Origin of the sequence: Rhizobium sp. GN54 (assembly GCF_021026345.1) — a bacterium.
In the GTDB taxonomy this organism is placed as follows: Bacteria; Pseudomonadota; Alphaproteobacteria; order Rhizobiales; family Rhizobiaceae; genus Mycoplana.
The window spans coordinates 57,970-72,610 of sequence record NZ_JAJNCZ010000001.1 but is presented as its reverse complement, the minus strand read 5'-3'; the positions used below and the strand labels follow the sequence as shown (position 1 = coordinate 72,610).

The window sequence follows — 14,641 nt, the reverse complement described above, 5'->3', positions numbered from 1 at the left end:
CGTCTTGCGATCGACCTTGATTGACATCGCCCGGGCCGCCGGAGTTTCCAGCGCCACGGTCGATCGTGTCATCAACAACCGCAGCGGCGTGAAGGAGCGCACGCGCGAGATCGTGATGGAGGCTGCGCAACGGCTCGGCTATCTGAGCGCCGGCGGCGTGATGCCGGAAACCGTCCGAAAAATTCGGCTCGACTTCGTCCTGCCCGCCGGTACGAACACGTTCATCGCCGACCTGCTTTCGCAACTGGAGAGCCAGGCCTCGGCGCGTTCCGACCTCGATGTCCGCATCCATTCGATCGAGGGCTTCAATCCGGACACGCTGGCGCGGACGCTGCAGGACCTGCACGGGCAGACGATGGGCGTCGGCGTGATCGCGCTGGACCACCCGACCGTGCGCGAGGCCATGCGCTCCCTTTGTGCGTCCGGCGTCCCGGTCGTCACGCTGGTCTCCGACATCCTGCACGTGCCGCGGATCGGCTATATCGGCATCGACAATCGCGCGGCCGGGAGGCTCGGCGGCTATCTGCTCGGGCGCTTCCTCGGGCGCGGGGTCAGGCGCAAGATCGCCCTTTTTGCCGGATCGCTGTCCTATCGCGGCCATGAGGAGCGCGAGATGGGCTTTCGCCACATCATCGCCGACGAATTCCCGGATCTCGAGGTGGTCGAACTGCGCGAGGTTCGCGACGACCGCGACCGCGCCTACGAGGAAGCCACGGCCCTCTTCCGGCGGCACCCCGACCTCGCCGGCATCTACAACATCGGCGCAGGAAACTCGGGCATCGGCCGGGCGCTGGTCGAGGCCGAGATGGCCGGAAATCTCATCTTCGTCGGCCATGAACTGACCGAATACACCAGAAAGCTCCTGCTCAGCGGCGTGATGGACGCCGTCATCGACCAGAATCCGAGGGTCGAGGCCCGGGAGGCCCTGTCCATGCTGACGAGGACCGCCCAGGGCCTTCCGATCGACTACCACCCGCCCCGGCTGCAGGTGATCTTTCGCGAGAACATACCTGAGACCTAGGCTTATACTCTTGACACATCGTACTCGCGAGACTTGAGACCGGGGCAGCGAGCATTGTCCCCGAGACACCCATTCACGGCGCTGTGCCGGTGTTGTCCTGCTATGGGTCCACTTCCATAATCCGCTGCCACCTCAGCCGAGGAGAAGGGCGAAGAACTCGCCCTGGGTGCGAGCGGCCCGGAGCACGCCCACCAGATCGTCGTCGCGAAAGCGGCGTGCAACGCAGGAAAGCACGTTGAGGGCGTCGCTCTGTGCCCCTGCCGGGGTCAAAAGGAGGACGACGATATCGACCGGAATGTCGTCCACGGCCTGGAAGTCGATCGGTTTTGACAGCCGTGCGATGATGCAGATCGACGTCTCGAGGTCCTTCACGACGGCATGCGGTATCGCGATGCCGCTGCCGATCCCGGTGGATCCCAGTGCCTCGCGCTCGAACAGCGCCTTCGACAGGAGAGAGGCCGGAACCGATGTCTTCTCGCCCACCTTTTCCGCCAGCAGCCGGATCAACTGGCTTTTCGATGACGCGGTCAAACCCACGAAGACGTTCTCCTCGCGGAGAAAATCCTTCAGATACATGCAATTCTCCATATGATGCGGCGATCAGACCGTTTCCGAGAGCCGATAGCCCACACCGGTCTCGGTGAGGATGTAGCGCGGCTGATCGGGGCTCTCCTCGATCTTCTGGCGCAGCTGCCTGACGTAGACCCGAAGGTACTGCACGTCGGTGAATTCACCCCAGACCTTGTCCAGGATGAAGCGGTGGGTCAGGACCCGCCCGTGATGCTGGACAAGAAGCTGGAGGATGTCGTATTCCTTCGGCGTGAGCTTTATCTCTTCGTCCCTGACCTTGACGATCCGCTTCACGAGATCGACGGACAATTCGCCCAGTTGAAGCACCGGCGGCTCCCCGTTTGCCTGCAGGCGATGCCGCAGCGCCACCCGGATACGGGCAACGAGTTCGTTCATCCTGAACGGCTTGGTGACGTAATCATCTGCGCCGAGTTCGAGCGCTTTCACGATCCCCTCCTCATCGGTGCGGCTGGAGAGGATGATGATTGGGAAAGAGACGCCCTCGGCGCGCCATTTGGCGAGAAGTTCATGACCTCCCATGTCCGGCAGCCCGAGATCCAGCAGCACCAGGTCCGGTGTCTCCGATGCCGCCATGGTGATCGCCGCCTTCGCGTTCTGCGCGCCCTGGACGAGAAAATCCTGGGAAGACAGGCCGACGTCCAGCAGCTTGCGGATAGCGGGCTCGTCGTCCACGACGAGGATCTTCACCGCGGGATGGTTCATTTTTGCTCTCCTTGGAGCGTGGCCGGGGCTGGCATCGATACAGTGAAAACCGCCCCCTGGCGATCCGGGCGGTTCTCCGCGCCTATGCTGCCGCCCATCGCTTCCACGAAGCCCCGGCAGATGGAAAGCCCGAGCCCGGTCCCGGCCTTGACCTGGTCGATCTTGCGCACCCGGTAGAAGCTGTCGAAGATCCGCTCGAAGTCGCCCTCGGGAATGCCCGGCCCCTCGTCGACGACCTGAATGCGGACCTGCCTCTCCTCGGCCCATGCCCTGACGATGATGGTAGAGCCGTCAGGAGAATATTTCGCGGCATTGTCGATCAGATTGAAAAGAACCTGCTCGAAGAGGACGGCATCGATCCGGATCATCGGCAGGCTATCGGGAATGTGAACCTCGACCTTGCGCCTCCCGGTGATCTTGCGGGCACGGTTGAGCGCGGAGCCGACGACGTCGCCGACGAAGTGCAGCGCGAAATTCGGCTGCATCGCGCCAGACTCGATCCGGGTCATGTCAAGCAGATTGACGATGAAGCGGTTGAGGCGCTCGGATTCCTCTATGATTGTCGCCAGCAACTCGTCCCGCGCATTCTCCGACAGGCCTCCACCGAAATCCTTGACCGTCCCGGCCGCGCCGAGAATGGCCGCCAAGGGCGTCTTGAGATCGTGGGATATCGAGGTCAGGAGTGCAGTCCGCAGCCGGTCGGTCTCCGCCGCGAGGCGCGCCTGGTCCACATCGGCCACGAGCTGGATGCGTTCGATTGCGAGTGCCGCCTGGTCGGCCAGCGCGTCGAACAGACGCTGCTGTTCCGGTGTCAGGAGCGGCCCCTGCCGATCGTTGTCGAGCCCGACGACGCCGATCGCCCCGCGTCCGGTCCTGAGCGGGAGGTAGAGCCGTCGGGCTCCGGGCAACGTATCGGCGGCGCGCCCGGCCGGTCTATTGTGTTCCCACGCCCATTTGGCGGCGGCGATGTCGGCATCCACGAGGCTGTCGTCAGGGGGATAGCCGGCCTTGACGGCGATCGTGCCGTCCTCGGGCAAAAGGATGACCACCCGGACCTTCAGCATGGAGGCGATCTGATACGCCGTTGCCCAGAGCACGTCATCGAGCGTGCCGGTTCCGGCAAGCTTCTTGGAGAAGAGATAAAGGTCTTCCGTCGTCCGCGCCCGCTGACGTGCGGCGGCTGCCTGTCGCTGGACGGTGGCCGTCAGGTTGCTGGCGACGAAGGCCGTCCCGAGAAAGAACAGGAGCGCGACCACGCTTTCAGGGTCGCGGATCGTCAGCGTATAGCGCGGTTCGAGGAAGAAGAAGTTGAAGGCCAGCGCGCCGAGCACGGATGCGAACAGCCCGGCACCGATGCCGCCCCGGACGGTGGCGGCAAGCACGCCCATCAGGAACACCAGGGCGAGGTTCTGGACGTTGAGCGTCTGGTCGAGCAGCGTGCCGATCACGACAGCGACAGACATGAACGCGACACTGCTCAGGTAGTTCTTGAGCTTGAACCGCCTGGCAGGCGCGGCGGTCCGCACACCCGGGGACGCAATGGTCTCGTCTCCGCCGGACATGACATGAACGCTGATCGCACCGGAATGGCGGATGAGGTCGTGGGTGATAGAGCCGTCCCAGATCTCGCGCCAGCGCGGTCTGTTCGACTTGCCGACGATCAGGTGGTTGAAGTTGTTTGCGTTCGCATAGGCGATGATTTCCCGCGAGACATCGGCTGCGGGAAGCGTGACCGTGTCGGCGCCGAGCTGTTCTGCGAGCCGCATGCAACCCGCAAGACGGTCCTTGTCGGCCTCGGGCATGGCGGCCGATTTCGGCGTCTCCAGGTGCAGTGCCGTCCATGGCGCCTTCAGTCGATCCGCCTGGCGCCTGCCGTACCGCACCAGTGCCGCGCCGTTGCGGCCGTGGTCGAGACAAACGAGGATCCGCTCGCCTGCCGCCCAGGGACCCGAAATCGCATGGGCCTGCATGTGGTTCAGGAGCTGCTCGTCCACCCGCTGAGCGGTGCGGCGCAGGGCGAGTTCGCGCAAGGCCGTCAGATTGCCCGGAGAAAAGTAGTTCTCGATCGCCCGGCGCGCCGTTTTCGGCACGTAGACCTTGCCGTCCTGCAGCCGCTTGATCAGGTCCTGCGGCGTGATGTCGATGATCTCGATATCGTCGGCCCTGTCGATGACCGAATCGGGCACGGTCTCCCGGACCCTGATGCGGGTGATCTGGGCGACCACATCGTTGAGGCTTTCGACATGCTGAATGTTCAAAGTGGAATAGACGTCGATGCCGTGGGCGAGAAGTTCGAGGACATCGAGGTAGCGTTTTGGGTGACGGCTTCCAGGCGCATTCGTGTGGGCGAGTTCGTCGACCAGAACGAGCGTCGGCCGGCGCTCCAGGATGGCGTCGATGTCCATCTCGTCCAGCTGCTGCCCCTTGTATTCGACGGCCTTGCGCGGGACGAGCTCCATGCCGTGGACGAGGGCTTCCGTCTCCTGCCGACCGTGCGTCTCCACGACGCCGATCACGACGTCGACACCATCGGCCTTGCGCGCCCGTGCCGACATCAGCATCTCGTAGGTCTTGCCTACCCCCGGAGCCGCGCCGAGGAAGATCTTGAGTTTCCCGCGGGTCTCCTGGTCTGCCCGCTCGAGAAGGGCCTCCGGAGAGGGACGCCTGTCCTGGCCGTCCTGCATTTCAATCGACATTCATCCATTCCTCCGATGTCGTCGGCACCGCTGCGGCGCCGACGACAGGCTCGTCCAGCCGTTAACCGGCCTTATTCTCGTCCAGAGCGAGATTCATCTCCAGCACATTCACAAGCCGATCCGGCGTGAACATGCCGCCCGGGGAGAACGCGTTCTGGTCGATGACCCGTTCGACCTGGTCGACCGGCAGGTTACGGGCCTGTGCGATCCGCTGGACCTGGTAGCGCGCCGCACGTTCGGTGATGTGCGGGTCGAGGCCCGCTCCGGACGCTGCCGCCAGTTCCGCCGGAAGCGGATTGGCGGCCGTCGCGCCATAGGCGGCGACGGTTTCCGTCGCCCGGTCCGTCAGGTCCGTGCTGGTCGGCGACTTGTTGGAGCCGCCAGCACCGGCGCCGTTGTAGTCGACGGCCGAGGGACGCGGCCAGAAATACTGCGGCTGGGTGAAGGCCTGGGCCACCTGGCGGCTGCCTACGACCGTGCCATCGGCGCGGGTGATCAGTGAACCTTCGGCGGTGTCCGGGGTGACCGCCTGGCCGATAGCCCAGACGGCAGCGGAATAGCCGCCAACGCAGATCGCCATGGTAGCGACGGTGATGCGAAGGCTTGAAAGCAGGGTTTCCATGATCTGTGTCTCTCACTTCATGAACATGACGTGTTCGGCGATCGGGCCGAGCGTGGCGGCGGGGAAGAAGGTCAGCGCGCCGACAATGAGGACCGTGGCGGTCAGCATGCCTGCGAACGTCCCGTCCTCGACCGAGAGCGTGCCGCTCGATTCCGTCGCGCGACGTTTTGACGACAGCGAGCCAACGATTGCCAGCGGCAGGATGATCGGGATGAAGCGGGCAAGCAGCATCACGATACCGGTCGCGATGTTCCAAGGCGTTGTAGCGTCACCTAGACCTTCGAAGCCCGAACCATTGTTGGCGGCAGCCGACGAGAATTCATAGAGAATTTCGCTGAAGCCGTGCGGTCCGACATTGTTGAGCGTATCGGCGCCCCAGGGGGTTGCCGCGAAGATTGCCGTGCCGACCAGGATGAAGAGACCATGCGACAGCAGGGCCATCATCGCGAACTTCACTTCCTTGGATTCGACGCGCCAGCCGAGATATTCCGGCGTGCGGCCGATCATCATGCCGGCAATGAAGACGCCAACGACGATATAGAGGAACATGTTGACCATGCCGACGCCGACGCCGCCGAAGTCTTCGTTCAGCCACATGCCGATCATCGGCATCATGCCCGTCAGCGGATTGAGGCTGTCATGCATGGCGTTGACCGAACCGTTGCTGGTCGAGGTCGTCAGCACGGCCCAGAGCGGACCGGCCGAGGTGCCGAAGCGAAGCTCCTTGCCTTCGAGGTTGCCGACATCCTGCGTGATCGGCAGCGAGACGAAGGCTTGCGTCGGTACGGATTCAAAGCCCACCGAGGCAGTAATGCGAGCGCCCATCAAGATGAGCATGACGGCGAACAGAACGCCGGCGTGCTTCAGACGGCCGATGATTCGACCAAACATCCAAACGCATCCCATCGGGATAAGGATAAGCGATACAGTCTCGACAACGTTTGACCAGAAGGTCGGATTTTCCAGAGGATGCGTCGAGTTCGGGCCGAAGAAGCCGCCACCATTGGTGCCGAGCTGCTTGATCGAAACGAAGGCTGCAACCGGACCGCGGGCGATCGTCTGCTGCACGCCTTCCAGCGTGGTGGCTACGACGGAGCCGTTGAAAGTCATCGGTACACCGGTCAGCACGAGCAGAACGGCAACGATGAAGGCAGCCGGCAGCAGGACCAGGAAGGTCGCGCGCTGCACGTCGACAAAGAAGTTGCCGAGCTTGCGGCCAGAAAGGCCACGAGCAAGAGCGGCCAGGGCGGAGAGACCGACAGCCGCCGAGACGAACTGCAACCACATCAGACCGCCGAGCTGGGTCAGGTAGCTGAACGAAACTTCACCGGAATAGTGCTGCAAGTTGGTGTTGGTCGTGAACGACGCAGCCGTGTTGAAGATCAGGCTCGGGTCGAGCGCTTCCTTCGCGTCCGGGTTCAGCGGCAGATACTGCTGCAGAGCGAGAACCGAGAAGACGACGATGAACATGACGACGTTGAAGCCGAGAAGGGAAACGGCATAACGCTTCCAGTCCTGCTCCTGACGGGCCAGCGAGCCACCGACGCCCTGGAAGAGCGTGGTAAAGCCGTTCGGTCTGCCCTGCCCTTTGGCCGGATCCATGGCCCATGTCATGTAGCGGCCGAGCGGCCACGACAGAAGCGCGGTGCCGGCCAATATGAAGAGCACGAAAAGTATTGCTTGTGTCATTGTGATGTCTCCAACATCAGGCCAGCATCAGGCGCGATCAAGCGCAGAGGCCAGGGCGAAGAGCAGTCCGAAGACGACGAGCCCGAGGATGAGATAAAGAATGGTCATGATCTTCTCCGATCAGGCGAGATTGAGGGCTGCGACGATCATGTCGATCAGCTTGATGCCGACAAACGGCACCACCAGACCACCGAGGCCGTAAATCAGCAGGTTGCGGCGAAGCAGCGGACCGGCGCCGATCGCCTTGTAGGCGACGCCCCGGAGAGCCAGCGGGATCAGCGCGATGATGATCAACGCGTTGAAGATGATGGCCGACAGGATGGCGCTTTCCGGCGAGGACAGGCGCATGATGTTGAGCGCGTCGAGCCCCGGATAAAGCGTGACGAACATCGCCGGGATGATCGCGAAGTACTTGGCCACGTCGTTGGCGATCGAGAACGTGGTCAGCGACCCGCGGGTCATCAAGAGCTGCTTGCCGATCTCGACGATCTCGATGAGCTTCGTCGGGTCCGAATCAAGGTCGACCATGTTGCCGGCCTCGCGGGCGGCAACGGTGCCGGTGTTCATGGCAACGCCTACGTCGGCCTGCGCCAGCGCCGGCGCGTCGTTGGTGCCGTCGCCGCACATGGCGACCAGCTTGCCCTTGGCCTGCTCCTCGCGGATCAGCGACAGCTTGTTCTCGGGCGTCGCCTGGGCGAGGAAGTCGTCGACGCCGGCTTCGGCGGCGATCGCGGCAGCCGTCATCGGGTTGTCGCCGGTGATCATGACGGTGCGGATGCCCATCTTGCGCAGTTCGGCGAAACGCTCGCGGATGCCACCCTTGACGATGTCCTTGAGGTGGACGATGCCGAGCAGTTTGCCGTCGCGGGCGACCGCCAGCGGCGTGCCGCCGGCCTTGGCGATGTCGTCGGCGATCGCCTGCCCTTCCTTGATCGACGCCTCGGAGACGGCCGTGCCGCCGGATACGGACTGGAGCTGCAGGTGCTTCAGGACGGCGTCGACCGCGCCCTTGCGGATCGAGTGGCCGTCGAAGTCAACGCCGCTCATCCGGCTCTGCGCCGTGAACGGAACGAAGGTGGCCCTGAGCTCCTTCATGTCGCGGGCGCGGATACCGTATTTTTCCTTGGCCAGAACGACGATCGAACGGCCTTCCGGCGTTTCGTCGGCGAGCGAGGATAGCTGTGCTGCATCCGCCAGCTGTTCTTCGGTCACGCCGCGAACGGGGCGGAACTCTGTCGCCTGGCGGTTGCCGAGCGTGATCGTTCCGGTCTTGTCGAGCAGCAGCCTATCGACGTCGCCCGCCGCCTCCACGGCACGACCGGACATGGCGAGCACGTTGAAGCGGACGAGACGGTCCATGCCGGCGATGCCGATCGCCGACAGCAGCGCGCCGATCGTGGTCGGGATCAGCGTGACGAACAGCGCAACGAGAACGACGACCGGGATCGCACCGCCCGCGTAGCTCGCGAAGGCCGGGATGGTCGCGGTCGCCATGACGAAGATCAGGGTCATCGCGGCGAGCAGGATGTTCAACGCGATCTCGTTCGGCGTCTTCTGGCGCTCCGCACCCTCGACGAGCTTGATCATGCGGTCGATGAAGGTCGAGCCGGCAGCGGCGGTGATGCGGACCTTGATCCAGTCGGACAGGACCTGCGTTCCGCCGGTCACCGCCGAGCGGTCGCCGCCGGATTCGCGGATGACGGGTGCGGATTCGCCCGTGATCGCCGCCTCGTTGACGGAGGCAATGCCCTCGATGATCTCGCCGTCGGAGGGGATGATGTCGCCGGCCTCGACGAGGACGATGTCGTTGACCTTCAGCGACGTGCCGGCGACTTCCTTCCATTCGCGCCCATCGGCGGAAGTGAGAAGCTTGGCCTGCGTTTCGGTACGGGTCTTGCGCAGGCTATCGGCCTGCGCCTTGCCGCGGCCTTCGGCCACGGCCTCTGCAAAGTTGGCAAACAGGACCGTGAACCATAGCCAGAGAATGATCTGGAAGGAAAAGCCGAGGCCATCCGCCCCCGTTGCCAGGTCTTTGACGAACAGCACCGTCGTCAGAAGCGAGACGACGGCTACGACGAACATAACCGGGTTCTTGGCCAGGGTTCGCGGGTTGAGTTTGGTGAAGGCACCGCCTGTCGCGGGCACGAGTATGCGAGCATCGAACATGCTCGACGTCTTGGGCTGGCTCATATGAGACCCCGAAGTTCGTTGAATTTTGACTGAATCAGATTGCGGCGACGAGCCGGGAGATCAGCATCGCCGCTGTGGCGGCCACGCCGACAATCAGGACCAAGCCGAATATGACGTTGGATCCGCAGCAGGCCTCCTTCGAGGCGATGCGGGGATAGACCGACTGGCGGCAGAAACGCCGGATCATCTTTCGCACTCCTAGAACCGTTCCGGCCGCCAGAGCGCGTAGGCGAGGTATGCGGTTATGAAGACCGTTACCGCGCCGCTGAGAATATAGTCGAATATCATGTGGCACCTGTCGTTCGTGTCGAAACTGCGGCCTTCTTCAGGCCGGAGCTGACCGCTTATGCGCGCGAAGACCATAGGAATTCGAGACGGAATGACGGAAGAAGAAATAAGGATTTTATAAAGATAGAATCTTCTTCTCTTTAAATAATCGTTATAATTCAACGCGTTGATCGCAACGATCCAACGTTGGGTGTCCAACGAGGCCTCACACTCCCCTATACCGGCTATGCCGCGGCGTGAGCGAGGACGCCTTTCATCGTTGGACGATCCGCACTTCGATCGCATTCTGACGGGCTGACGAATCCATGGTCGTCGCCCTACCGGCAGACGGGCATGTCGTCGGCTTGCCGACATCAGAGTGAAAACGACCGAGGTCAGTGCCAACTGTGCCTGATGACTTCGGCATCAACACTTCGTGCACACGGTTCAGCAAGCTGGAAACGGTCGCAACGATCGCCTAAACAAGCCACCTATGGCGTGTGCTGCGTGCGCCGCGGGCTTCCCCGAAACCGACGGAGACTTCGATCAACCTTCCAAACGAGGGAGCGCGAACCCGTGTCTTCGACCATATCAAAGGGCCGCATTCAATCCACACTCCGCCAGTTCCTCGATGCCGAGGCCTCTGGCGGCATCGTACTCATGACGGTCGCCGCCTTGGCGATCCTCACTGCCAATTCCGCCCTGCAGGACGACTACTTCCGCCTGCTCCACGTCTATATCGGTCCGATGAGCCTACAGCACTGGATCAACGACGCCTTGATGGCGCTCTTTTTCCTGCTGGTCGGACTTGAGATCAAGCGCGAGATGCTGGACGGCCAGCTGTCGAGCTGGAGCAGACGCATCCTTCCAGGAGCGGCCGCGGCCGGCGGCATGCTCTTTCCGGCACTGGTCTATCTTTCGTTCAATTGGAACGATCCGGCCAGCGCGCGCGGTTGGGCGATCCCAACGGCGACGGACATCGCGTTCGCGCTGGGCGTCATCTCCCTCTTCGGGTCGCGCGTGCCGGCGTCACTGAAGATATTCCTGGCGGCGCTCGCCATCATCGACGACCTGGGGGCGGTGATCGTGATCGCGCTGTTCTATACGGCAGAGCTCGATGTCGTGGCGCTCGGCGGAGCTGCCATCGTGCTGGCGGCCCTTTTCGGTCTCAATCGCATGAGAGTTCAGACGCTGTCGCCCTATCTGGCATTCGGCGCCGTTCTCTGGCTTCTCGTCTTCGCATCCGGCGTCCACGCCACGCTGGCCGGCGTCATGCTGGCCCTGGCGATCCCTCTGAAGCTCACCCCCGGCACGCCGGAGGCAACCCCGGCGGAATCGCCGCTCCATCGCCTCGAGCACGCACTCCAGAAGCCGGTGGCCTTTTTGATCGTCCCCGTCTTCGGCTTTGCCAATGCGGGCGTTTCCTTTGCCGGCGTTTCGGCTTCGCTGTTCTCGGAGCCGCTGACGATGGGCGTTGCCGCCGGCCTCCTGCTCGGCAAGCTCATCGGTGTTCTGGGTGTCGTGGCTCTGCTTGTCAGGCTTGGCGTCGCCAACCTGCCCGCCATGGCCAGTTGGGGACAGATGACGGGCGTGGCACTGCTCTGCGGAATCGGCTTCACCATGAGCCTGTTCATCGGCCTTCTGGCCTTCGACGAACCCGCCGTCCAGGACAAGGTCAAGCTCGGCATCCTTCTGGGGTCTGCGGTGTCAGGCATGCTCGGAGCAATTTGCCTGTCCGCTTTCGGTCGAAGGGAAGGATAGCCCCTCCACGTGAGCTAACCCATCAGAACCCGCCAGGCGATACCGGCGGCGATCATCGCGATCAGCAAGGCTTCGCGCCGGCGCCGCCGCTCCGCGCCGGCGAGGGGCGCTGTCGCCAGAGAATGCGGATCCGCGCATAGCAATTCCATTCGGGAAGCCCCCGGATGGAATCAAAATCCCATAGTGGCGCCGGCCACCGGCGAACCTTTCAAGGTCGGCTTGCGCCGCGCGGACGGCGCGACGTCACCGGGTCAGTGCGAAGCCCAGGGAATGAGCGCGATCGCCGAGAGAATGGCGATGAGGACGATCGCCAGCCGCAGGAACATCGCGGGGACTTCCGGATCGGACTGCGTCTCGGGCTGAAGGCCGTGCTGGATTGCAACGGATCGGATCTGATGATGATCGTTCTGGGGGAAATATGTGCCGATGCGGGGATACATTTTGTCGTGTCATCCTTTCTCCCGGATGCCGGGCGCATTCGCGTCCTAATTGAAAGGCATCCGTCTTCAAGGAGAGACTATCGGCGAGCCCATAGCTTTTCGATGGGAGGGCATCGGCGCGGGAATAGTGTCTTCATAGCCTCCGGCGGTTGAGGCATTGCGCCGAATGTGGAGGACCCTACGCCATCATGACCAGGAACCGTTACCGCTGCATCGATCACAGGAAGCGCCTGTCCAATCGACGGTCTCGGCGGTCAATGCTGCCGGAACCAGAAGACGATCCTGCGCAACGACATCGAGGATCGCGTTCTCGCATGCCTGCCGGTCGCTTTCCTGCATCTGGGGATTTTCGAGCAGGTGGCCACGGAGACGCCGCAGCGCCAGACGGCCATGCTCAAGTCGGGGCCGTCCGAGAGCCGGACGCTAAAAAACCGAACTTCAGAAGGTCGAGCAGGAGCAGGAGACCATCATCCGGCAGAGATCAGCGATCGCGCGGCCGAGAGCCGCCCACGGCTCTCCGCTCTCGATGACCTGCTCGACCGGTTGGAGGAGAAAAGGACCGGCCTTTCAGCGCAACTGACGGCAGCCGGCGGCGATGAGCCCTATATGCCAGATCGGCTCGCCAGCCTACAGGCGTAGATCAATCCGGACGCCGTCCGGCATATCGTAGATACCCTGCTATTCTATCTGCGCGACCATGCCGACAGGACCACCAAACAGCCCTTCGTCGACTTGGTCCGTCAACTCGTTCAGAAGGTCGTCATCGGCAAGACACCCGGCCATCAGCCGGCATCACTTGATGTCCATGGCCGGATCGCCTTGATCCGCGCGGCGATGGATGCGACGACGATCATGGAGGAGCGATTCAGACTACTGAGGCAACACGATTATCTTACGCGGATCGAGCGCCGGCGAACTGGACAACAGAGCTAGAACGCAAAAAGCTCCTCGACGCATATGCGGAGGAGCTTTCTGTGCGGCCGGAAGCCCACTCGACGGAACCATCCTCCTGCTGAAGGGCGGACAGGTCGGCGCGGCCGACCTGTTTGAACGCTTCGCGGCGCGGTTCCCACGGTAGCTCCCGTCTCCGTTGTCGACCGCATTTCTCCGTTGTCGACCGCATTCCGGAAACGCAAAGCCCCGTCGCGTATGCGACGGGGTTTGTTCGACCGCTTTGGTTGCGGGGGCCTGATGGCACGGAGACTTGCAAAACCTGACAGTCTTGATTGCATGACGACCGTTGTGCCGCGTTGGCCTGGAATGCCTTCGTCTGCATTTCCTCAATGACGATCCTGGGCATTCCACCAATGCCTGTCGCGCTCCAAAGGTGACATTCGAGCGAAACATACATCCATCATTTCGCGGCTCTGTAGCCGCAAGAACGTCATTTCCGAAGGACGTCCTGCCATTCCTTGTGTCGGTCGATCTGCGCCTTCGCAAATGGACAAAGCGGGATAATGGCAACGCCGTCTCTCCGCGCGTCCTCGACTGCCTGGCGCACCAATCGCTCGCCGAACTTCCGGCCTCGCAACGCTGCGGGAACGTCCGTATGATCGATAATGACCAGCCCTTCACCCGCTCGACTGTAGGTCATCTCGGCCTCGACCCCATCGACGACGAGCCGATAGCGTCCTTTTGATGCGCCGTCTTCGCGTTCGACCTTTTCGTCCCCCAGTCCCGTCGCCGCTTTCGACCGCGCGGCATCTTGCGGCCGTACCTGCCCCGGCAGGCCGTGCGCGCAGTCCAGCAGTTCGCAATCCCAGCCTCCGAGATCTGCCGCCGCCTCGTAACTCGAGACGAGAAATGCCATCAGCATTTCATCAGGATCGGCGGCCGACTGTACGGAATCGTAGGGCAGGATGAACTCCGAGAGGCCATCATGCCAGAATGCAGTCTCGGGCCGGATCGCCGCACTCCGGTAGCCATTCGGCGCCGGATAGGCGTAGGCATAGAAGGCCGGATAGTCGATACCGCCGCCGCCCGGCCAGAAGCCGGCCGACGAGACCTCGCGGTCGTAGGCTTCCCGTGTCACTTCGTCAGGCAATGACGGGATGCCGCCCGGGTGAATTGGCGCGCGCCGCCCGGAGAATCGCGTGACGGCCAGATCGAAACTACCCCAGAACAGGTGGACGGGACTGGACTTGCCGAGAAAGGACGTCCGGAACTGCTTGAAGACCTTATCGATCGCCATCAAGGCCTGATGAAAACGATGAGTGGCGGCAGGGTCATAAGGCCGCTCGCGGTAGTCTTCCTCGAACGGCACCGGAAACGGCACTTCGTTCGGCTCTCCGTGGAAGAGCGGCGTGCCGCCGAGCTCTGAAACCAGCTTGACGAAATCGCCATGAAACGCCGCAACGGTGGAGGCCCCTAGCGCAAATGACGCCTTGCGACCATCGCCGCTTGTGCCCACGACCATATGGTCATGAAAATCGAAGAGGATCTCGATCCCAGCCGCATCCGGGATCGTTGCGGACGTCAGGCCGCGAGGCGTGACATAAAATGTCGCGTTCCAGGAGTGGTTCAACCAAGGCGTGGATGCCAGGCGATACTTGCCGACGACCTGAAGATAGAGATGCAAGGCGGAACATGTTTCGTGCCAGCCGAGATAGTCGAGATGCGGCCACGTCTTGCTCAATTTGCTTCCTCCAGCCATGAATTCAAG

Annotated in this window: 12 protein-coding genes; 2 read left to right on the top strand and 10 right to left on the bottom strand. The window is 62.7% G+C overall.

The genetic code is table 11. The annotated features are described in order from the left end of the window. Positions 1–4 precede the first annotated feature (4 nt). The gene (locus LQK81_RS00330; protein WP_230802686.1) at positions 5–1,021 is read left to right on the top strand and encodes a LacI family DNA-binding transcriptional regulator; all 1,017 of its coding nucleotides are present in this window, start codon (positions 5–7) and stop codon (positions 1,019–1,021) included. A gap of 132 nt (positions 1,022–1,153) precedes the next feature. On the opposite strand, the gene LQK81_RS00325 is transcribed toward LQK81_RS00330, so the two are convergent. The 8 genes from LQK81_RS00325 to kdpF form a co-directional block, all read right to left on the bottom strand. Further along, positions 1,154–1,597, bottom strand: coding sequence for a PTS sugar transporter subunit IIA (locus tag LQK81_RS00325; protein WP_230802685.1), 444 nt, complete (start codon positions 1,595–1,597; stop codon positions 1,154–1,156). A gap of 24 nt (positions 1,598–1,621) precedes the next feature. Continuing rightward, entirely contained in the window at positions 1,622–2,314 is a 693-nt protein-coding gene (locus tag LQK81_RS00320; protein WP_230802684.1) for a response regulator transcription factor, read from the bottom strand. Next, positions 2,311–5,010, bottom strand: a complete 2,700-nt coding sequence (locus tag LQK81_RS00315; RefSeq protein WP_230802683.1) for a sensor histidine kinase — start codon at positions 5,008–5,010, stop codon at positions 2,311–2,313. Before LQK81_RS00315 ends, LQK81_RS00320 begins: the two co-directional genes overlap by 4 nt. Positions 5,011–5,071: 61 nt before the next feature. Then, positions 5,072–5,632 carry a K(+)-transporting ATPase subunit C gene (kdpC, locus tag LQK81_RS00310; RefSeq protein ID WP_230802682.1) on the bottom strand — a complete coding sequence of 187 codons (561 nt, stop codon included), beginning with the start codon at positions 5,630–5,632 and terminating at the stop codon, positions 5,072–5,074. A 12-nt stretch (positions 5,633–5,644) separates the two neighbouring features. After that, positions 5,645–7,321, bottom strand: coding sequence for a potassium-transporting ATPase subunit KdpA (gene kdpA / locus LQK81_RS00305; RefSeq protein ID WP_230802681.1), 1,677 nt, complete (start codon positions 7,319–7,321; stop codon positions 5,645–5,647). Positions 7,322–7,441: 120 nt separating this feature from the next. Next, positions 7,442–9,511: a potassium-transporting ATPase subunit KdpB gene (kdpB, locus tag LQK81_RS00300; RefSeq protein WP_230802680.1), complete on the bottom strand. Its 2,070-nt coding sequence runs from the start codon at positions 9,509–9,511 to the stop codon at positions 7,442–7,444. 34 nt (positions 9,512–9,545) lie between these two features. Further along, positions 9,546–9,698 carry a hypothetical protein gene (locus tag LQK81_RS00295; RefSeq protein WP_230802679.1) on the bottom strand — a complete coding sequence of 51 codons (153 nt, stop codon included), beginning with the start codon at positions 9,696–9,698 and terminating at the stop codon, positions 9,546–9,548. Between the two features lie 11 nt (positions 9,699–9,709). Further along, positions 9,710–9,799: a K(+)-transporting ATPase subunit F gene (kdpF, locus tag LQK81_RS00290; RefSeq protein WP_230804350.1), complete on the bottom strand. Its 90-nt coding sequence runs from the start codon at positions 9,797–9,799 to the stop codon at positions 9,710–9,712. Positions 9,800–10,354: 555 nt separating this feature from the next. On the opposite strand from kdpF, the gene nhaA reads away from it, so the two are divergent. Next, a complete protein-coding gene (gene nhaA / locus LQK81_RS00285; protein WP_230802678.1) occupies positions 10,355–11,539 on the top strand; it encodes a Na+/H+ antiporter NhaA in 1,185 nt (394 codons plus the stop codon). A 251-nt stretch (positions 11,540–11,790) separates the two neighbouring features. Here nhaA and LQK81_RS00280 read toward each other — a convergent pair whose 3' ends face one another. Together LQK81_RS00280 and LQK81_RS00275 are read right to left on the bottom strand one after the other, a co-directional pair. Then, entirely contained in the window at positions 11,791–11,979 is a 189-nt protein-coding gene (locus LQK81_RS00280; protein WP_230802677.1) for a hypothetical protein, read from the bottom strand. A gap of 1,384 nt (positions 11,980–13,363) precedes the next feature. Then, positions 13,364–14,614 carry a DUF5996 family protein gene (locus LQK81_RS00275; RefSeq protein WP_230802676.1) on the bottom strand — a complete coding sequence of 417 codons (1,251 nt, stop codon included), beginning with the start codon at positions 14,612–14,614 and terminating at the stop codon, positions 13,364–13,366. Between the last annotated feature and the right edge of the window lie 27 nt (positions 14,615–14,641).

Excerpts from the sequence above, each read along its gene's own strand:
- kdpB (WP_230802680.1), bottom strand. The coding sequence starts at position 9,511 with ATGAGCCAGCCCAAGACGTCGAGCATGTTCGATGCTCGCATACTCGTG.
- kdpF (WP_230804350.1), bottom strand. The coding sequence starts at position 9,799 with ATGATATTCGACTATATTCTCAGCGGCGCGGTAACGGTCTTCATAACC.
- LQK81_RS00280 (WP_230802677.1), bottom strand. The coding sequence starts at position 11,979 with ATGTATCCCCGCATCGGCACATATTTCCCCCAGAACGATCATCATCAG.
- LQK81_RS00295 (WP_230802679.1), bottom strand. The coding sequence starts at position 9,698 with ATGATCCGGCGTTTCTGCCGCCAGTCGGTCTATCCCCGCATCGCCTCG.
- kdpC (WP_230802682.1), bottom strand. The coding sequence starts at position 5,632 with ATGGAAACCCTGCTTTCAAGCCTTCGCATCACCGTCGCTACCATGGCG.
- kdpA (WP_230802681.1), bottom strand. The coding sequence starts at position 7,321 with ATGACACAAGCAATACTTTTCGTGCTCTTCATATTGGCCGGCACCGCG.
- LQK81_RS00315 (WP_230802683.1), bottom strand. The coding sequence starts at position 5,010 with ATGTCGATTGAAATGCAGGACGGCCAGGACAGGCGTCCCTCTCCGGAG.
- LQK81_RS00325 (WP_230802685.1), bottom strand. The coding sequence starts at position 1,597 with ATGTATCTGAAGGATTTTCTCCGCGAGGAGAACGTCTTCGTGGGTTTG.
- LQK81_RS00320 (WP_230802684.1), bottom strand. The coding sequence starts at position 2,314 with ATGAACCATCCCGCGGTGAAGATCCTCGTCGTGGACGACGAGCCCGCT.